Source organism: Pseudoalteromonas sp. MM17-2, assembly GCF_022347945.1.
In the GTDB taxonomy this organism is placed as follows: Bacteria; Pseudomonadota; Gammaproteobacteria; order Enterobacterales; family Alteromonadaceae; genus Pseudoalteromonas; species Pseudoalteromonas ruthenica.
The window spans coordinates 15,719-34,834 of sequence record NZ_JAKRFV010000021.1 but is presented as its reverse complement, the minus strand read 5'-3'; the positions used below and the strand labels follow the sequence as shown (position 1 = coordinate 34,834).

The window sequence follows — 19,116 nt, the reverse complement described above, 5'->3', positions numbered from 1 at the left end:
ATGCTTTAAAATAGTGAAATGAAGAGCGGCCATTAGTTCAGCCGCTTTTTTGATCCCATCGCATCGATGCCAACCCATAATGCTATTAAGCAATCGGGAGTCACTAACGGGCACTGCTTGTGAACATCTTCCAACGCGGGTGCCATTGCTGTGTGCTTGGTGTATGCCTCTGCCATTATAACAGCAGCAGCTACCAGCGGGTGGTCTTTTGAAAGGTCGCATATCCTTATAGCCATTATTACCCTCCTTCATTATTACCGAACAAGTCACCCTGAACTTCATCTTGTTTTAGCTTGCGCATAGTTCTGATAACTGTATACACCCACTGAACAGAACAACCATATTTTTTAGCTAGCTCAGTCTGGTTCCGCCCATCGAACTCGTTCCAAATTTGATTACTCATAATAATAGAGTCTAGTTTCCGTCCCTGGCAAACATAAACGAGCTCTCCACCAAAGGTGTGGCGAATACGTTCAACAACATCCATCCCAAGCTCAACAGCCTCTTGCTCACTGAGTGTTTCTTTTACTCCCTCTATAACTAGCTCAAAGATAGTTAAGAGCATGCCGTCGGCTCGGCTAGAAGATGACACTCTATCATTCATGGCTAACCTCCTGAGTCGTAGCGCGTACATGCCACCTTTTTAATTGTTCAATAAGATAGCCAAGCGCTTCTGGTGTTAGCCACTCTAACCGTTCAACAGCAATGCCTTTATTCCAGCGCTTAGCCTGGGCTTTACTCCAGTTAAGCAAAGCCACCTCAGAGCCGTCCCTAATATAGCCAGCTCTATGCATTTCTATCCAAGTCTGGCGCAGCTTATCCAGCTGCGTTTTTTCGCCAGGCTTCTTATGGCGACTCATCGGGCTTAATCCCTTAGCACCTTTCTTTGAGACTGGCTTAAACCCTTTGCTTTTGAAGTGTTCCAATACCTCGTCTAGCTCACTAACAGACATATCCTTACAGCTCTGTTTTTTAGTTAAGTCTTGGAGTACTTGACGGTAAAGCTCATCATCTAACTGCAGCTGGTTCTTCGCAATGTGTATCAACTGAATGTAGCGCGACTTTGATAAACGCATAAGGCCTCCTAAAGCGACTTGCTTACTAACGGTATTTGCACCCACGAGCCAGTATGGTTTCGCTCATAAAAGCGCACATAGGTTTTAGTTGAACTTAAGATGATTGCATCATCGAGTGCCTTCATCGCCATGATCCAATCTTCGTTATCACTGAGAGAGCGATGCTTTCGTAAAGACATGATCCGCGCTTTACTGTACTGGCCATCGTTGTTCGTGCTAAACGCATCATTAATGATGGCCAATAGAAGCTTGTCGTCAGCGATAGCGCCGGACTTCTCTGCCACTATTTTATCTAGCAGCTCTTTTGCCACATTAATTTCAGGGCCGAAAGTGATTTGGTCATCAACACCAACCGTTACCTTTTGTTTCTGATCAAAACTGGTCAAAGTGATGTTTCCTTTATTACCTCCTATTTCCACGTTATAGCTTTCGGCCATCCGCGCGATGAAGTCATTTACGTTGCTAAACACCTTCGCTTTGAATTCAGCATGCATTTCACTGAGTGCCTTAGCGTCCTTGATATAGCCGACAACAAGATCGTTTTTTTCTAAATCACTAGGCTTGATGTCTTTAAGTGGTACTTCAAAACCACGAGCGTTAACCAGGTATGTGCGTGTTTCATTTTGTTCGTTGTTCATGTTCTGCCTATATATAAGTAGTAGAAGTGGGCAATAGCCCACTTAATTAATTGCGTGGAGTAATCGCTTGAAACTTATTGAAGCTGAGGAAGTTGCATTTCGGACAAGCTTTCAATTGCTTATTAGCGTCTGCAGGGTCTGGAATAAGTTTCTTTTCAAACTCATGCCCCACCCAGCCGCAGTAATGGTTTGCACATGAATAGCCTGGCTCTGCTTTGGGCTTACTCGCAACGGGTTTTGCTTTTAACCCCGACACCATTTGCCAGCTTTTTACAGCGAGTGACTGGCCTTGATTTAAAAGTGTCTGTATAGCTTTATCATCAGCTAGTATTGCTTGAGCTTCCGCTTCATCGACTTGGATATCACGGCGAACTTGAACCACCGCTTCACCTGTTAAAGAGATATTGACTGTTCCCATAGCTAGACCTTATGTACCATTTGTTCAGTAATTTTTGTTTCGCCAATATTGGCTGCCATATTCAGTACTTTCGTGATCCACGTGTTCACCTGGAGAGGAAAAGAGCGGTCTAGGTCTACATCATCAAAGGCCATACCCTGTTTAATCTTTCCGTAGCACTTCCCGCGAATTGCCCCCATAGCATCTTGGGTGAACAACTCATTTGCATCGATACCGATACGTCCAAACTTATGCTCTATATAAGCAGGAACATGCAGCCCCAGCGGTTGCATCTTGATTTGATTACAGCGCCAGGTGAACTCACGCACATTCTGGCCGCTGAGCTTTTTAGTTAGCTCAGTTTGTCCAATCAATACGATGCCCATCACACGCTTAAATCCGTGAGTAAGTTCCCAAATTCGTTTGAGTAGTTTTATAACGTCGGGCGTAAGGTCGTGAGCTTCATCAATGATCATTAGGTGTAAGTGGCCATTGTTAGCACTACTGATAAGCGCTTCCTCAATCGCCGCATCGCGCTCTTCTGCACTCTTACCGCCTGACTTAACTTGAAGGGCTCGGCAAATAGCACTTGATATAGACTCAGCCGTTAGCTTTCGGCGGTCTAATCGGGCTGGCTGAATCAAGACAACTTCGGGGTTTTGTTGTTGGACTCTATGAACAAATGCACGACGAATAATGGTTTTACCACTGCCGCACTCTCCAATCAGGGCAACCATACTGCCAGCGCTCGCGGCACTGAGCATTTCCTCAAGAACTAGGCGATGACTGTCTACCATAAACACGTCATCTTCCGTCGTTATCTCGTTTTCAAATGGGTCTTGGCGTAATTTAAAATGTCGTTTTGCTTGTGTTGTTAGCATCTCGGGCTCCGGGTCCTCGTGTTCGATTTCTTCTTTCAGCGGCTTTTTATGTGAGTCACACACTCCCCATAGGTCTGTAAGCTGTTTCGGGCTAGCTCCCAGGTCTAAAAGGTATGCCTCTATTTCATTTTGAACGGCTTCTTTGTTGCACTTCTTTGGCCATTCCCCAAACCGCTTTAAACGGCTTAAGCTCGCTGTACTAAAGGTGAATCCCTTTTTTTGTAGGGCTCTCACCAATTGGGCTTGCTTAACATCCAGCTGTGTAAACACCTGGTTAAGCTTTGTTTTGCTCACTCTCTACCTCGCTATTTTCAGCACCGGCGTATCCGATACACCTGCATGTAGCTGCTCCACAATGTCGTTTACGTCCGTTTCAACAACCTCACCGTATTGGGCTAACCAATCCAATTCGTTTGGCCTTAATGGCCTAGCCAACCGCTGCGCTAGAATGATCTTCAAATCCAGCAATTCCACGACACGGCCTTTCTTCTTATCTGCTCCCATGACCTGTTGAGCCACTGCGCTATCTGGTGTAACCGTTTCACCCACAGGGCGAATACGTGTCTCATGCTCAACTTCTTTAAGGTGAGAATGCGCCACCAATGCGCCTTCAAAAGGTGCCGATTTTGCCTTTTTAGCTTTTTTGATTTCCGACTCGCTCATGCCTGGATAGGCAAGTTGGTCGGCTGTTTTGGATTCTTTTTCAGTCGCCGTATCAAGCTGTGCTTTGTGCTGCTCACCAATAACAGCAGCATCTAATCGGAAGCCTGCTTCATCAAATACAAGTGGCTGTACTTGGTGGTAAACCACATCACCCAGTGGGCCTTTGATCCCCACCAGAAGATCGGGGGTTTCATTGATGATGACAGGGCTTACCTCAACAGTGATGCCGTTGCTAATATGCGCCAGCTCAGAAAGGTCGTACGTCAGTTGCGACTTCGTTACGGGGTGACGATAGGTAATTGTGAGGTCGCCTTTAACCTTACGGGTCTCATCGTTTCGAGTTAACAACAAGCGACACACTTGCTCGTCTGGTAGCATGCGTAACCGAGCTTTATGTTCCGGCTGGTAAATCTGTAGCCAAACATCCAATCGTGGTTTTTTATGGCGGGTATGAGCGCAGTTTTGGCCTTTTATTTTGTTAGCGTTATATGCTTCCTGCCAGGCCCATGCACTTTCATTAAGTTCAGCTACGCTCGCTACTGGTTCCAGTAGAATGCGACTTTCAAATTGAGTCTCGACAATATTGTTTGCATTCTCAACGGAGCCCTTTGCTCTTGCATTACCAGCTTCATGAGGGATATCTTTAATACGTAGCGCCTTCAGTACATTCTTTATTGCCTTAGCGCTGTTGGCGCTACCCTTATCCCATAGCAATAGTTCTGGCACACCCATTAGAGGTGAGTCTTCGTGTTGCTGCCAACACCACATTAAAAAGCTAAATAAGTTTGCCTGGTTCTCACCAGCAGCTTCAAAGTAACGTACACGTATCGCGCCACTGTAGTGGTCAGTCATTACATAGCGCCAAACCCGTAAATGCTTTATCTTCTCTATATTCTCTGGTTTGTTTGCGTAATAGTCCGCGTCATTCATGAAGCGCTGGCTACGCCCCTTCTTAGTTCCTGGCGGGTAGTACAGTAAGCAGTAACTGGGGTCTACCTGATGCACATGATTAGGGCCTAAGCTGCGCAGCTGAGTATGCGGCTTAGCCTTATCTAGCATCGTTACACTGGCTGAACGTGCAGCTAGCACTCGGCTGATTTGGCTCGTACTTAAACAACGATAGCCATTCTCTTCTAGAATGCTCTTGGCCACGGGCACGTTCATGACTCGTTTGCCATTTTCGCGCACCGATTGATTCAGAATAGAGACCATCATATTGATGGCTTCATCGCTCATAGCGGTTTTACCAGCATCTGAGCGTTTAGCCTTGCCTGAGGTATAGCCTGCTTTTTTCAGTCGACGATAAAGGGCATCTTTTTTCATACCCAGTACATCACATGCCTGTTGCAAGATAGCGCCTTTCTGCCCATGGCCTGCGTTTTGTAATTGTTCGGCCCAGTAGTCTAGATTCAGTGCTGTCATCACATCACCTCCTCAGTACCTTCATAGCCAAACTCTGCAAGCCACTCACCACTGGGCTTAGCGGTTTCATCTAAATGCCCATGGCTGCGATATATCTCATTCCAGAGGTGCGCAAGCCCTTTAAGCAGGCTTTTTGAATCCGCATAAAAAGCGTCTGTCGCTACGTGGTGTGTTTGCTCATCTAGCTGCATCGTGTCGAGCTGTTCGTTCAGAACTAAAAGCTGGTTGAACCCCTCAAGGATTTGATTGCTAATTTTTGCCTGGGCTTCAAATAGGCTCTTCACTTCATGCTGCCAGCGGCTTGAACTAAACTTTTTATGCTCTAGCTGCTCTTTCAGCTCCTGTATTTCCAGGGCTGACTTTTTTTGAAGCTCGCGGCTGGAACGGAGCATATTTTCAGTAGCATCAAGGTCTGTTTTAGTTTTGCTTAGCTCCTTTTTATGCTTTGCTTTGAGTTCATCAATTAGATCTTTTACAGCTTCCTTATCGCCCACCTCTACTGCTTCTGACTCCATAACTAACGCTTGTTCGTCTTCAGGCAATTGCCTAAGCGCTCTTAAGTCTCGGTAGCCAAGCTGCATACTTTGTGATTGTTCAAAAAACTCTTCCCCAAACTGCTGCAAGTTTACTAAGCGGTCATCAATTGTGCGCCTAGACACTCCGAGCTTTTTAGAGCAATACTCATCCCAAGTGGCGACGGTCGCCACTTTTCCATCTTCACTGGTATAAGTTAATCCCTTATAAGCCTTAGTCTCCTTAGCTTTTTGTAGTAAACGCAAACTGGCGACGGTCGCCAGTTTTTGCATGAACTCAAATGCCTGAATTTGACCAAGCTCTATTAAAACTTCCTCTTTAGATGCAAGTAGATCCTTACCCTGAACCAGGGCCTTTTCTATGTTAGGTGTAATATCTTTTTCGGCCATAACTACCTCAACGTACTGTAGTTGTTGTATTGAGTTTGTAGCTCTCGCAGGGCTGTTTTCATGTTGTGATCAACAGTATTGCTGAGCTGTACAGGTTTCTTATGTAGACGCCAACGCTTAGTGTTACTGGGCAACCGCTCAGCCCACCCAGCGGCTTCTAGGTTTGCCATCAAACGGGTAATGTCAGCGCCGGATGTATCCAGGGCCTCTGCTATCTTCCCTGGCTCAACCCCCTCTAACTCATGCCCAGCCATCAGCTCGATTAGTTTTAATAGCCGCTGTATCTGGGCACTCACGTACTTATCACTCATGACACATACTCGTAAGTGAAGGGGACAAAGGTTGAGCCGTATTCTCCATTTCATCTACACAGCTACCGCATACAGTGCCCATATCTGTTCCCTTGGTGATCACATGACGCCACCCTGAGTAGTTCGCAGCGTAGATCCATTGCTCCTTCGTCATCGCAACCTTTCCACCAGCACTGTCTTTTTTGCGGCAACAGGAGCACGTTAAAGTGGCTTGTTTTTGCTCGTTTTCTTGATAATCAGATAGATCTAGGTCTATGAGTTCCATGGTAATGTCCTTATTCTTGGTTCGTAGTGATTGGTAGAAGTGAGGATTGCAGTTGCGAAGCTTTTTCTTTTAGCTGCTCCGCTTGCATATTTAGTGCTGCAATTTCTTGAAGTGTTTGGCCGCGCTTATCAACAGCCCTAAACTCAATAGGGGAAAGTAAGACATCCACTATTGAAGTTGTTCTTAGTGCCCAGCATAGAGCTGGCAGATATTGAATAGGCATATGTCGATCAGTACCTGGCGCGCACCATTTAGAGAATCGGTCCGCTGTGACCACTTGTTCCCCACCTAGGGCATCATTCATTCTGTCGATTATTAATGGCCTGCTAAGAGAGCTATGCTTAAGTGCCTCACCAAGTGCATGCAGAAACGCAAGGCTTACATCGCATTTAGGAGGAAAAGTACTATTCATTTGGCTAGCTTCATTCATGTCTTTTTTCCTTGTGTTACTGGCAGAAGTAAGGGCAAAAAATGCCGCAACCTTTCCTTTTACCCAGCAGCTGTCTGAGCATATTCTTGATTCTGAGGAGGAGGAACGGGCACTCCTTTTCTTATTGCTTGTGTAATCTCAGCGGTTCTTTCGGCCCTAGATCTAGGGCCGCGCTTTTTTGGAGAAAAGTATGTTTCCACATCACCAAAGACATCAGATAAAGGAAGGCCTCCCATAGCCAAACAAATACTCTCAGCGACGCGTTTAGAAGTCGTCTCGCGCTTTATTACTCGGCTTACATGAGTTGGTGTAACTTCATTGGCGGCAGCAATATCTGAGATCCGTACATCGTTTTCACTTAGCAAGGTGCGGATTTCACCTGCTTGAATAGATTTCTTAACCATAAACAGTTAACCTTAATTAGTTGATGATAAATTTATTAATCATTTAAAAGCCAATCTAAATATAAGTGAATAATATTTTATCTTCAACCATAACTAAAAACTTTTTTTGAATAATTAATTAATGGTTGACTGATTACTATGTTATCCGATAAGGTAACTGCGATTGATATTGATGCTGTTCTTGAGCGTGCAAAGAGTGAGTTCGGCGTAAAAAGCTACCGGCAGCTCTCAGAAGCGCTCGGCATGTCTGTAAGTGGGGTGTCTGTCAGTAGGCAGAAAGGCACTTTACCTTACGGTGCGTTGGTTGAAGGATGTATAAAATTCAACATTTCACTGGATAAAATATTTTTCGGCGACAGTTCAAAGCAATCTCAAACAGCACTGAGCCAGACTCAGCAGTTATCTAAAGATGATTTGATAAAAGCGAATCAGACGGTGGATAGAGTGTTGGACAAAGTGCTTCCAAAACTAACACACTTGTCAGTAGAGCGTGTTCGTGAAATTGAGAAGAAGTTACGCCCTTTACTAATCAATGAGCTTTTTGAAAACGAGTTCAATGAGATGTATGTTGAAGCAGTTGCAAGGGGAGCGGTTCAAGTCTCAGCATAGCGATACACCACTGGCATTTAGAATAAATGGAGTATTCAAATGCTTAGACGAAAATTCGTCACACTAGCTAGCACAGTTGCGCTCGTAGTTCCTTTCATCTCACATGCTTTAGAGCCCTTGGAAGATCGAGCTCGACTGTACTCTATGACCGGCGAACTATTACTCCCGGATCGAAGTACTCTCCCATTTGATATGTCTTTCGATTGTGGTTCACGCTGGGAGTCTACTGCCATGATCGTGACCAGTGAGTCTGGAGCAAAGCTTTTAGCTGAAGCTTATAGAGCTAAATGGGGAGAAGCAGCTGCAAAGAGTATTTTAGATTCTTGGTATAATAAGTCTCATCCTGACGATCCAAGAAAGCCAAGCTTTTTGGTGGTAAAAGTTCCGAGTGAGACACAGACACAGAGTAAGTTTAAGAAGCAAGTGCGCTCTGTCATGAGTAGCTCTAACGAATCTATGTCTGATATGCCAGTGGTTGAGGCAACCTGTGGGACAAGAAGTCACCACTACAGATAAGAATAATAAGGGGCGTCGCTGCGCCCCACTTTAAGGGATTAACAGGATGCGACATTTTATACTGATAGCGGTCTGCTTTGTTTGTATCGGAGCTAAGGCTCAGCTGAATCATAAAGCTTTCACACAAGATAGCGACAACAATATTTATGTATCTAGTCATAACGGTGTTTTTCACTTTGATGGACACCACTACTATGACCTATCAGATATAAGCAATTTGCCTCAAGACTGGACAGAAACCTTGGCTTACCACGAGCCGAGCGACTCTATTCTAGTAGGTTATCTGAACCGTGGCCTGTGGTCTTATAACGTCCAATCAGAACAAACCAAAGAACTATGGCACGGGCACGTTAAAAAACTAGCTATTACAAGTCACTATGCACTGCTACTTGGTGATGATAAAGCTGAGATTCTAAATATTGCTAGTGAAGAAGTAGCTTCTCCACTCATAGAAAGTCCTGTATTCGATATTGCTACATTCAAAGGCTACATGTATGCCTTGGCAGAAGATGGTATATATGAAATTTCTCCTAATTACACTAGGAAGCTATACCCAGGCGAATTCACAGAAGACGCAAAGCTTATAGCTATAGGACAACTAGTAGCTTTTGCTGATAAAGAGTCACTAACGCTCTTTTCACTTAGAGATATGAAAGTAACCAAAGAGGTTTACTTAGCTTCCAAAGTGACAGCATTAAGCCAAGTTGCTAGTGATGAGGTGGCTGTCGCCTATAACGGAAAAGTATCCCTATTTCGCATTCATGACCTTTCTGTGATTTATTCAGATATTAGCTCAGAGCGCAGAAGATATACTTATCTCTTTACCGATAACGACCTTAATATTTGGGCAAGTGATAGCATTGATTTTGAGTTGATAGATGGAAAAAACCAGAGTCGCCCACTTCCTTTGATTTCTCGCTATAACACAGCTTCTGTAGTAAATGGTGAGGTTTGGATAGGCACGGAACGTGGAATTTATCAGTACATTGAAGGCGAGTTTTCTCCACTGAGTAAGCTAAACGCTACTCTACTCGCAGAGGATGCTGAAGTTACTGATATACAAACCTTCAAAGAGAACGTGCTCATAGGAACAACCAAAGGACTATATTTTAATAAAGGCGATCATTTAGAGAAGATTGATAACGAATACGTTCTAAGTATCACAATTGGGGATTTGGCACATATAGCTACTAGCCGTGGCATTAAAACGTTTGATGCAAGCCTGGCACTGCAAGATCATCATTACCCCAGCTACGAAGTACTATCTGTCTCTCTCATTGAAGATAGTCTGTATATTGCAACCTCTTCGGGCCTGATAAGAAGTGACAAACTGAGTCATGCTGAGCATGTTATTGACGTAAACCAAGTGAGTAAAGTAATTGAGTATCGTGGGCAGATGTATGCTAGTAGCTTTGGTCATGGCTTATTCAAACGTATTCGTAATCGCTGGGAACCAGTTAATAGTCCTAGTAACATTTCTCAGATGCTTAGGCATCACGACTGGCTTGTAATAGCGACATCAAAAGGTCTATTCGTGATGGATCAAGATGAAAATTTTAGACAACTAACAGGTACTGATGGGAATAGCTTTATTGCAAACTCGTTGACTGAATATAAAGGTAAGCTAATAGCCTCCAGCAATAGCCGTGTATTTGAATTTGATCTCCTAAGCGCTCCCATAGTAAAAGCACCAGAGGTATCTAAAATCTTGCTTAATGGTTCACCGTTAAGTCATATGGCTAGTAACAGTGAAGACACTTTAGTTATCAACGTTAGTAACGGTCAGTACGAGTACCGGAAATTTATTAAATACCAGTACGCACTTGATGACCAAAGCTGGATCGATATACCCAAAGCGACCATTGCGCTCAACCAATTGAGCCACGGATTCCACACCTTATCCTTACGAGCCTCGGTGGACGGGGTGAACTGGACAAAAGGTGAAGTGCATAGTTTGAATATACTGGGCGCGTGGTGGCAAAGGCCCAGTATCATAGCTCTAATAATCTTAACCTTGACGGGTACTGCCGTATACATAATCCGTAGGCAAGTCTTGAGGCATAAACAGCATTTAGTAAACTACCAGAAAGCTAGGGAGATACAGCGTCGTAGAGGTGGGCCAGCCCTGTATCAAGAGCTAACTCTTGCGCGTAGCTGTTTTAATGAGGGCTCTGGTGCAATGTACAGTCAAGGATTCAGCCACCTAGAAAATGCACATGGTATGTGTGAGGAACTCCTAAACTCTCATGACTCTCTAGGAGTAAAAGACCTCAAAGCTGGTCTAGACTTCCTCCAAGTTTATGCAATGTCTTTTAGTGCAGATACCAAGGTGGAGTTCAACGTGAATAGCGACCTATCTGACATTTCTCACGAGCTGCAGTCAGATGTTTACTTGGCCCTATACCACATGCTTACAAATGCAATAACCCATGCAAAAGCTCGCTTCATTCAAGTAAAAATAAGTAGGAGCTCAAATTCTGTTTCTGTGGCAGTAAGTGATGATGGTGTAGGAATTAACCCAAAATCATACGGCTTAAACTTTGGTATCGGGTTCACTGAAATGTGGAGCCTAGCAGAGAAGTATGAAACGAAACTTGAACTTAAGGCTACTAAAGGCACATTTATAAAAATGACCTTTGCTTTCGACAATCAAACAGAAAGACAAAACGTTCAGCCGAAAGCTTCTGTAAGTTGAGTTATTAACCCAGTTTAAAATCCATCCCCTCAGTAGAGAGGCACTCTAGAGCAAACCTTAACAGATTTGCTGGAGTGCCTTTTGCAACATTCCTACTTTAAACAGCACCCCGAAGTAAAAGATGCATTAGCGCCATACTCATATGCTTTCTCTTTGTGCATGCTTGAAATCCTGCACCTTGAAGGCGGTCTGCGTGACGATGGCGGCATCAACGATATAGCCTCAGACAGAGGTGGGCTCACTAAATTTGGTATCAGCCAGCGAGCCTTCCCCAACACGGATATTGCAAGCTTAACACTAGAGCAAGCAATACGGCTCTATCACCTACATTATTGGCGACCTATCCACGGCGATGAGCTTGCGCCAGGCATTAATCTAATGATGCTCGATGCGGCTGTTCAGCACGGTGTTGCCTCCGCCGCCAAAATGCTGCAGCGAAAGCTAGGCACCAAGGCCGATGGCATCATTGGCCCCAACACCTTACGAGAGCTTATCACTCTACCTAGCTCTACCGTCATTGCCCGTTTGAGCATTGGCCGTGCTCGAAAGTATGCGCGTATCTGCGCCAATGACCCATCACAAAAACCAAACCTAGAGGGCTGGTATAACCGGCTTGAGCATGTCACAGAGCGCTCATTCTCGGGGGTGAGTCATGGCTGATAACTGGGCCTGGTCCTATGACCGTGGTCGCACTCAGCGACTGGAACAAGAGGTAAAGGCGCGCATGAGCAGCCACCCCTTTAATCCCAACGATATTCCACTGCACAGCCATGACGGAACGATGCAAAGCAAGTTTAAAGAGGGCTGGCTCTCTGTCAGTGAAATAGATATTCGCCTGCGTGTAGACAACCTGAGTCACTACAAGCAAGCCCGTGGCCGTGTCGGCAAGTTACTGGGAGAGCACTCCCGCACCATCTCCATAAACAAGGTATAAAACGATGAAAGAGCGTAGCTATCAATCTATCCGAGGCCAGCTTAAAACTGGCGACATTGTACTTTTCTCAGGTCGTGGACCAATCAGTGCTGGTATAAAGCTAGCCACCAATAGTCAGTGGTCTCATGTTGGCGTGGTCATTGTTATTCCTGAGTATGAGTTTGTCTGCGTGTGGGAGTCGACCACATTAAGCAACTTGTCAGACTTGGCCACAGGTGAGCCGGTGCGTGGAGTGCAATTGGTGCCGCTAAGTGAACGTGTGAATACCTACCAAGGGAATATAGCCATTCGCCAGCTTGAGGGCGTCGACCAGGGCGAGCTCAACCATGAGGCTTTAATTCAGCTGCGTAAAGAATTAGCGGGCCGCCCGTATGAACAGCGCCAGCTTGAATTACTGCGCAGCGCTTACGATGGGCCCTTTGGCGCTAACCAAGAATGCTTAAGCTCCATCTTTTGCTCTGAGCTGTCGGCGGAAAGCTACCAAGCTTTGGGGCTTCTCAATGAAAGCCTGCCATCCAATGAATACACACCCGCTGACTTCTCTGAGGCTAAGAACCTAACACTGACACGAGGCCACTTGGGCCCTGAAATTGTTATCTCGGGGTTGGCATGAGCTTGATGGATGACGCCCAAAAGGTCAGCGCTTTGTTTGAAGACATCGCGATTAGTAACCAGTTAGCTAAGTCGCAAGCGAGCGGCGCTGGCTTTGCGCATTGCCAAGAGTGCGGCATTGAAATCCCCGCTGCGCGCCGTGCAGCTATCCCAAACTGCAGTACCTGCACAGGATGCCAGGAACTGCTTGAAATCAACGCACAGCATTATAGGCGGTAAGCGCATGGATTTTATTTTGGAATGGTGGAAACAGTTTCTCGCGCTGGGGTTTCTCATTGTCGGAGCCGGTGCCTTGGCATGGCTGCGCTCCACCTTTGTGACTAAAAAATCACATGAGGAAAGTATTAATGGACTGAAGACGCGGCTCAGCGCTGTTGAGAACACCGTGGCAGATATGCCCAGCGCGGATGACATTCACGACCTAGACAAGCGGCTGATTGAAGTGGGCGGCAAGATTGATTCGTTGTCGCCCCAGTTGGGGAACCTCCAACGAGTCACTGACCTACTCATGGAAAACGAACTCAGAGAGAAGCGCAGTGGCCATAACTAAACACACATGCACATGCGGTGCCGCCGTTACCCAACTGACAGGCCTGGATAAGGCAAAGCCGTTTTATCACGTATACGACTTTCAGGTTGTCACTACCGACGATTTTAACAATGGCGAAATGGGTTACACCTTGTATCGATGCGAGAACTGCGGAGAGCCCATAGAGGAAACCATACCAGCCCTTAACCACCCAACAGGAACATAACTATGGCTTTACAAGATGTTCAGGCCGAACACCAGCGGATCAGCATTCTGATCTCATTGAAGGAATCTGCAGACTATGGCGCGAATATCAGCATGCTGGCTGACATTCTGCAACGCTATGCCCTTGGCTGCAGCCGAGACCAACTTAAAACCCAAGTGAACTGGCTAGAGCAAAACGGCTACGTCACGGTAGAGCGACTCAGCGACAATACTTGGATTGCCAAAATCACCCATGCAGGGGTTGATGTTGCCAATGGCCACAGCGTTGTACCAGGAATTAAACGCCCAGGGCCACGGGGGTAATATGGATAAAGTCTCCCGAGGCAAGTCCAGCAAGATTGACCAGCTCCCCGAGGACATTAAGCGCAAGCTTGATGCCATGCTGCGTGATAAGAGCTATTCACAAGCCGATATATTGGACGAGGTGAACAGTCTCATACTCGCAGCAGGCCTTGATGAGGAAGCCACTATCAGCCGAAGCGGCCTATCACGCCATGCGCAGAAAACAGAAGCCATTGGCCAGAAGCTACGAGAGCTGCGTGAATCGACTAAAGCGCTGACTGCTGAGCTAGGCGATAAACCAACTGGCGATACCACCAAGCTTATTTTGGAAATGGGCCGCTCTCAGTTGTTCAAAGCCATGCAGCACCAGCTGCTCAACCCCGACGACGATAACGATGTGGATATTGGCATGATTAAAGATGCCATGCTTGCCGCTCAGCGTCTTGAGTCAACCGCGATGGCTGCACACAAGCGTGAGAAGGATATTCGCCGCGCTTATGCTGAAGAAGCAGCCAATGCTGTAGGGGAAGAGCTTCGAGGTGAAGACGGCATGAGCGAAGAGCTTGAAGATAAAATCCGTGGCATATTGTTAGGTAAAGCGTAATGAGTAATAAGCCAGCGTTAGTCGCGACAAACCGTCCACATAAAATTCACCTAAAAGAAGAGATGCAACTCTACGGGGTCGACGTTCCTGACGCCGATGAATTCATCATTCCTGACAAAGAGCCTGTATTCCTTCCTTACCAGCAGCGCTGGTTTGAGGACGAATCAGGTGTTTGTATTGCTGAAAAAAGCCGACGCACAGGTTTAACGTGGGCTGAAGCAGGCCGAAATGTTCTAACAGCCAGCAAGCCTAAAAAGCGCAACGGCAGCAATGTGTTCTATGTCGGCTCTAAGCAAGAAATGGCGCTAGAGTATATCGCCGCCTGTGCGCTCTTTGCTCGGGCATTTAACCAGCTCGCAAAAGCTGATGTCTACGAGCAAACATTTTGGGACAACGAAAAGAAAGAGGAAATATTGACGTATATGATCCGCTTTCCTAACAGCGGATTTAAGATTCAAGCCCTTTCAAGCAGACCCTCAAACTTGCGCGGACTTCAAGGTGATGTGGTGATTGATGAAGCCGCTTTCCATGAATCTTTAGATGCTTTACTGCAAGCAGCAATGGCCCTGCGTATGTGGGGCAGTAGAGTCCGTATTATCTCTACGCATAATGGGGTAGATAACTTATTCAACGAATACATCAAAGACGCCAGAGAAGGGAAAAAGCCTTACTCTGTACACCGCATCACACTTGATGATGCGCTAAAGGATGGGTTGTACAAGCGTATTTGTTTCGTAAAAAATTGGGAGTGGTCAGCTGAGGACGAGGCTAAATGGCGTCAGGACCGAATTGATGAATCACCAAACAAAGAGTCAGCAGACGAAGAATACTTTTGTGTTCCCAAGCGCAGCGGTGGCAACTACTTAAAGCGCATTATCATTGAAGAAGCAATGACCAAAGGTATCCCTATTCACCGCCTAACCTGTACTGACGAGTGGATGAGTTGGACGACAGAGCAGCGATTTAATGAAACAGAGCAATTCTGTAAGGATGTTATTCAACCTCTTATAGAGAAGCTTGATCCTGAAGAGCAGCATGCATTTGGTGAAGACTTTGCGCGCACAGGTGACTTAACTTCATTAGTCCCTTTGCGCATACGCGCTGATTTGCACAAGCGAGTGCCATTTGTAATTGAAATTAAAAACGCTCCTTACGAAGTACAACGACAAGTGGTGTTTTCAATTCTCCCTCAACTCCCTCGACTGCGTGGAGCGGCATTTGATGCTACCGGCAATGGAGGTTACTTAGCTGAGGCTGCTGCGCTTAAATTTGGCACTGAACTTGTCGAGTGTGTGCATCTGAGTGACAGCTGGTATGCAGAGTGGATGCCTAAGTTAAAAGGTGAGTTAGACGACCACAACATCGAAATCCCCCGCCATCAGAATATTTTGGATGACATGTGCCATATCAAAGTGGTGAACGGGATACCCAAAATAGACAAGGGTAAAACTAAAGACCACAGCGGCAATAAATCTGATAAGCGCCATGGCGATTTTGCTGTCGGCCTTGCTATGGCTAATCGTGCTAGCTGGATGGATGGCAGCGCTATTGAGTTCACAGGTCTCCCTTCTAAACACGACGAACCAGACGACAACGACGACATTGACTACGAAGACCTAAGCGCTTACCAGGGCGCTGGGTGTTGGTGAGGAACTTATGCTAGTAGATATTAACGGTGATCCGCTTTCGTTAGATGACTTAAACGAACCTCAAAGCGAGAACAACAGTCGCGTTGCGGCGCTCATGCAAGCGTTTGCAGAGCACCCAACACAAGGACTCAACCCTGCCAAGCTGGCGCGCCTTCTTCGCGAAGCCGAGCAAGGTAACTTGGCGGCCATGGCCGACTTAGCCAAAGACATCGAGGACAAAGATGGCCATGTGGCATGTGAAATTGGTAAGCGCCGCCGCGCCATTGTGGGCTTAGATTGGCATGTTCGTCCACCGCGCAATGCTGATGCGGCAGAGAAACGCGATGCAGAAATGCTGGCTGAAATCATAGAGGATGCAACGTGGTTTTATGATCTGTTATTCGATTTTACTGATGCTATTTTAAAAGGCTTTTCAGCAAACGAGCTGCAGTGGGACTACATCGAGAAGCAGCAAATAGTCACCGGCTACGAGTTTCGCGACCAGAATCTCTTCAAAACACACCCTGATAACCGTAATGAGCTGCGCTTAAATGATGGCTCTCACCTAGGGGAAGCGCCCCGTGCCTTTGGCTGGGCAATGCATACCCATAAAAGTAAATCGGGGTATATTCACCGCACCGGGCTGGTGTCGGTGCTGAGTTGGCCCTTCCTATTTAAGAATTACTCGGTGAGAGACCTTGCCGAGTTCCTAGAGATTTATGGCCTGCCGGTGCGCCTGGGCAAGTATCCAAGTGGTGCCACTCACAAAGAGAAAATGACCCTGCTGCGAGCTGTGATGTCCATTGGCCATAACGCTGGGGGGATTATTCCTAAGGGCATGGAGATAGACTTTCAAAGTGCAGCCAATGGTCAATCCGATCCCTTTGAAGCCATGATCCGTTGGTGCGAGCTGACACAATCTAAGGCGATTTTAGGAGGTACGCTAACCAGCCAGGCGGACGGTAAGACCAGCACTAATGCCTTGGGGAATGTGCATGAGAATGCCTTTAGCAGTATTACGGCCAGTGACATTCACCAATTAGAGCAAACCATTAACCGCGACATTCTCTACCCGATGTACGCGCTGAACGGCAAAAGCTATAGCGGCAACCGTCGATTACCGCGCTTTGAGTTTGACACTTCAACCACCGAAGCCATGCGCGATTTAGCTTACCCTCTTCGCTCACTGGTGCAGCTTGGCATGAAAGTTCCACAAAGTTATGTACATGACCGCTTGGGTATTCCGCGCGCTAAAGAAAATGAAGACGTGCTTGAGCTGCCAAGCGAGCCGCTTCCCAGTGGCTCTGTGGGTAATGCCGCACTTAAGTCACAGGCATTGGCAGTGCTACGTACTGAGCATAAAGATGGGGCCAGCCAAGAGCAGCTTAATGCGGCCATTGATGAAATCACTTCCGGCAATGTACAACCAGAGTATACGCAACTGCTGCAGCCGCTGATTGACTCGTTAAACCAAAGTGAAGAGCTTGCTGCAATCCAATTGGCTGAGCAGTACCCAATGATGGATCAAGATGCACTGACAGACATGCTCACACGGTTATTCTTTGTTAGTGAGCTATGGGGCTCCATCGATGCCTAGTGTACTTAGTATCGCGTTTGATAAGCCCCCTGCAGACGCGGTGGCCTATTTTAAATCTAAGGGCTACGCCGTGACGGACGAATGGCACGACATGCTCACCCATGCCCACAGTAAGGCGTTCACTGTTGCACGGGCGTCGAGCATGGACGTCTTAAGTGCGATTCGCTCTCAGCTCGACCAGGCACTCAGTGATGGGCTTACAGCCAAGCAATTTAAAGAGCAGCTGACGCCCACGCTACAGAAGCTGGGTTGGTGGGGCAAAACCAAGAACGACCAGGGCGATGAAATCCAACTGGGTAGCCCTCGGCGCTTAGATACGATTTACCGCGTCAACATGCAAACGGCCTATATGGCTGGACGCTATCGGCGGCTATTAGCGCGCAGTAAAACCCACCCTTATTGGCAATATGTGGCCATTGATGATGGGGTAACACGGCCTGAGCATGCCCGCCTACGTGGGCGAGTATTCCGATGGGACGACCCAATATGGTCTGTCATCTATCCGCCCAATGGGTGGGGCTGTCGTTGTCGAGTGCGTGCGCTCACCGAAGCTCAGGTTCGTGAACGAGGCTTAACGGTCGAAGACGGAAGCGGCTACATTCAAGAGTTTGATGCTGAGCTGATCAGCAAAGAGTCTGGTGAGGTTAAAACCGTGCCTCATGCTCGCGTGAAGCTCCCAGGCGGTGATGTCATGACACCGGATTTAGGTTGGGCCTATTCACCTGGGCAAAGCAGCTTTGGCACCGATGTCGCCATCGCCAATAAGATTGGCCGCGTCGACGATCCCCTTCTTCGTGCGGAGGTAGTCCAAGCGCTGAACAACTCACAGGCCCGTCATGAAGCATTTGAGTCTTGGGCACAAGACAGTATTGCCAGGGTTGAGCGATTCCAAAAAGCGAAAGTTGATAACGACACTGCACAGTTAAAAGCCAATGGGCCAAGACCACGCCATAAAACCGTTGTGAGCTTTCTACCCGATGAGGTTAACGAACAGCTGCGCGCAAAAGGAGTGGATGCTGCGCGCACCGTGGTGGTCAGTGAACGCGCATTGGCGCATGCCCACAGTGAAAAGCACCAGGCGGCACAACGCTCACTGAGCTTGAGTGAGTACGCTAACTTAGCCCGATACATCAACGACCCCAACACTCAAGTGTTGTGGGAACCGGCTAAAGGCGAATTACTTTATGTTGTTCGCCAGGGACAAAGTGCTATTAAAGTTGTCGTGCGCTTTAACGATAAAGCGACTGGGCTAGATGCAGTGATTAATATGTTCAAGGTGGATATCGACGCGATTGAAGCGGGTATCAAAGGTGGGCTTTATGATGTGTGGCGGTAGGGTGAGAATCGAACTCACATCACAGTCGATGCGCAACTGCCCCTTACCAATCGGGGTACACTACCGCCATGAGTAATTATCGTACAGTTTAGGTTGGGAGTCAAAGCTGCTGAAAGCACACTAGCAGCGATGATTTAGG

24 protein-coding genes and 1 tRNA gene are annotated in these 19,116 nt (G+C 46.9%); 13 read left to right on the top strand and 12 right to left on the bottom strand.

Annotation, left to right across the window (positions count from 1 at the left end; all coding sequences use genetic code 11):
* Nucleotides 1-238: 238 nt before the first annotated feature.
* Genes MHM93_RS15455 through MHM93_RS15405 form a run of 11 tightly spaced genes read right to left on the bottom strand, consistent with a single transcriptional unit; the run spans nt 239 to nt 7,410 of the window.
* Entirely contained in the window at nt 239-604 is a 366-nt protein-coding gene (locus MHM93_RS15455) for a Mor transcription activator family protein (protein ID WP_239449705.1), read from the bottom strand.
* Nucleotides 597-1,076 (bottom strand): regulatory protein GemA, encoded by a 480-nt coding sequence (locus MHM93_RS15450; RefSeq protein ID WP_239449704.1) that lies wholly within the window; start codon nt 1,074-1,076, stop codon nt 597-599. Before MHM93_RS15450 ends, MHM93_RS15455 begins: the two co-directional genes overlap by 8 nt.
* A gap of 8 nt (nt 1,077-1,084) precedes the next feature.
* Nucleotides 1,085-1,714, bottom strand: coding sequence for a DUF3164 family protein (locus MHM93_RS15445; RefSeq protein ID WP_239449703.1), 630 nt, complete (start codon nt 1,712-1,714; stop codon nt 1,085-1,087).
* 46 nt (nt 1,715-1,760) lie between these two features.
* Entirely contained in the window at nt 1,761-2,132 is a 372-nt protein-coding gene (locus MHM93_RS15440) for a hypothetical protein (protein WP_239449702.1), read from the bottom strand.
* Nucleotides 2,133-2,134: 2 nt separating this feature from the next.
* Nucleotides 2,135-3,286 (bottom strand): AAA family ATPase, encoded by a 1,152-nt coding sequence (locus MHM93_RS19460; protein WP_239449701.1) that lies wholly within the window; start codon nt 3,284-3,286, stop codon nt 2,135-2,137.
* Between the two features lie 3 nt (nt 3,287-3,289).
* Nucleotides 3,290-5,077: a hypothetical protein gene (locus MHM93_RS15430; RefSeq protein WP_239449700.1), complete on the bottom strand. Its 1,788-nt coding sequence runs from the start codon at nt 5,075-5,077 to the stop codon at nt 3,290-3,292.
* Nucleotides 5,077-6,000 carry a hypothetical protein gene (locus MHM93_RS15425; protein ID WP_239449699.1) on the bottom strand — a complete coding sequence of 308 codons (924 nt, stop codon included), beginning with the start codon at nt 5,998-6,000 and terminating at the stop codon, nt 5,077-5,079. Before MHM93_RS15425 ends, MHM93_RS15430 begins: the two co-directional genes overlap by 1 nt.
* Nucleotides 6,001-6,002: 2 nt before the next feature.
* Complete coding sequence (locus MHM93_RS15420; protein WP_239449698.1) at nt 6,003-6,311, bottom strand: hypothetical protein; 309 nt, start codon at nt 6,309-6,311, stop codon at nt 6,003-6,005.
* Nucleotides 6,304-6,576, bottom strand: coding sequence for a hypothetical protein (locus MHM93_RS15415; protein WP_239449697.1), 273 nt, complete (start codon nt 6,574-6,576; stop codon nt 6,304-6,306). The genes MHM93_RS15420 and MHM93_RS15415 overlap by 8 nt, the downstream gene beginning before the upstream one ends.
* 10 nt (nt 6,577-6,586) lie before the next feature.
* A complete protein-coding gene (locus MHM93_RS15410) occupies nt 6,587-7,006 on the bottom strand; it encodes a hypothetical protein (protein ID WP_239449696.1) in 420 nt (139 codons plus the stop codon).
* A 59-nt stretch (nt 7,007-7,065) separates the two neighbouring features.
* A complete protein-coding gene (locus MHM93_RS15405; protein ID WP_239449695.1) occupies nt 7,066-7,410 on the bottom strand; it encodes a hypothetical protein in 345 nt (114 codons plus the stop codon).
* A gap of 138 nt (nt 7,411-7,548) precedes the next feature.
* Between MHM93_RS15405 and MHM93_RS15400 the strand changes: the two genes are divergently transcribed.
* The 13 genes from MHM93_RS15400 to MHM93_RS15340 all read left to right on the top strand — a co-directional run bounded on the left by MHM93_RS15400 (nt 7,549) and on the right by MHM93_RS15340 (nt 18,977).
* Nucleotides 7,549-8,019 carry a helix-turn-helix domain-containing protein gene (locus tag MHM93_RS15400; protein WP_239449694.1) on the top strand — a complete coding sequence of 157 codons (471 nt, stop codon included), beginning with the start codon at nt 7,549-7,551 and terminating at the stop codon, nt 8,017-8,019.
* Nucleotides 8,020-8,250: 231 nt separating this feature from the next.
* Entirely contained in the window at nt 8,251-8,535 is a 285-nt protein-coding gene (locus tag MHM93_RS15395; RefSeq protein WP_239449693.1) for a hypothetical protein, read from the top strand.
* Nucleotides 8,536-8,581: 46 nt separating this feature from the next.
* Complete coding sequence (locus MHM93_RS15390) at nt 8,582-11,230, top strand: ATP-binding protein (RefSeq protein ID WP_239449692.1); 2,649 nt, start codon at nt 8,582-8,584, stop codon at nt 11,228-11,230.
* Between the two features lie 81 nt (nt 11,231-11,311).
* Nucleotides 11,312-11,890, top strand: a complete 579-nt coding sequence (locus MHM93_RS15385; protein WP_239449691.1) for an N-acetylmuramidase — start codon at nt 11,312-11,314, stop codon at nt 11,888-11,890.
* The gene (locus MHM93_RS15380; protein ID WP_022944646.1) at nt 11,883-12,164 is read left to right on the top strand and encodes a hypothetical protein; all 282 of its coding nucleotides are present in this window, start codon (nt 11,883-11,885) and stop codon (nt 12,162-12,164) included. The genes MHM93_RS15385 and MHM93_RS15380 overlap by 8 nt, the downstream gene beginning before the upstream one ends.
* Before the next feature lie 4 nt (nt 12,165-12,168).
* On the top strand, nt 12,169-12,777 hold the full coding sequence (locus MHM93_RS15375) for a hypothetical protein (protein ID WP_022944647.1): 609 nt from the start codon (nt 12,169-12,171) through the stop codon (nt 12,775-12,777).
* Complete coding sequence (locus MHM93_RS15370; protein ID WP_239449690.1) at nt 12,774-12,995, top strand: TraR/DksA family transcriptional regulator; 222 nt, start codon at nt 12,774-12,776, stop codon at nt 12,993-12,995. Before MHM93_RS15375 ends, MHM93_RS15370 begins: the two co-directional genes overlap by 4 nt.
* A gap of 16 nt (nt 12,996-13,011) precedes the next feature.
* Nucleotides 13,012-13,326: a DUF2730 family protein gene (locus MHM93_RS15365; protein WP_239449689.1), complete on the top strand. Its 315-nt coding sequence runs from the start codon at nt 13,012-13,014 to the stop codon at nt 13,324-13,326.
* Between the two features lie 207 nt (nt 13,327-13,533).
* Nucleotides 13,534-13,833: a hypothetical protein gene (locus MHM93_RS15360; RefSeq protein WP_239449688.1), complete on the top strand. Its 300-nt coding sequence runs from the start codon at nt 13,534-13,536 to the stop codon at nt 13,831-13,833.
* A gap of 1 nt (nt 13,834) precedes the next feature.
* Nucleotides 13,835-14,416 (top strand): DUF3486 family protein, encoded by a 582-nt coding sequence (locus MHM93_RS15355; RefSeq protein WP_239449687.1) that lies wholly within the window; start codon nt 13,835-13,837, stop codon nt 14,414-14,416.
* Nucleotides 14,416-16,065 (top strand): terminase family protein, encoded by a 1,650-nt coding sequence (locus tag MHM93_RS15350; RefSeq protein WP_239449686.1) that lies wholly within the window; start codon nt 14,416-14,418, stop codon nt 16,063-16,065. The genes MHM93_RS15355 and MHM93_RS15350 overlap by 1 nt, the downstream gene beginning before the upstream one ends.
* A 7-nt stretch (nt 16,066-16,072) precedes the next feature.
* Nucleotides 16,073-17,641 carry a DUF935 domain-containing protein gene (locus tag MHM93_RS15345; RefSeq protein WP_239449685.1) on the top strand — a complete coding sequence of 523 codons (1,569 nt, stop codon included), beginning with the start codon at nt 16,073-16,075 and terminating at the stop codon, nt 17,639-17,641.
* Nucleotides 17,634-18,977 carry a phage minor head protein gene (locus tag MHM93_RS15340; RefSeq protein WP_239449684.1) on the top strand — a complete coding sequence of 448 codons (1,344 nt, stop codon included), beginning with the start codon at nt 17,634-17,636 and terminating at the stop codon, nt 18,975-18,977. Before MHM93_RS15345 ends, MHM93_RS15340 begins: the two co-directional genes overlap by 8 nt.
* On the opposite strand, the gene MHM93_RS15335 is transcribed toward MHM93_RS15340, so the two are convergent.
* A tRNA-Ala gene (locus MHM93_RS15335) sits at nt 18,970-19,044 on the bottom strand. The two genes, MHM93_RS15340 and MHM93_RS15335, sit on opposite strands and share 8 nt — an antisense overlap.
* Nucleotides 19,045-19,116: the final 72 nt, after the last annotated feature.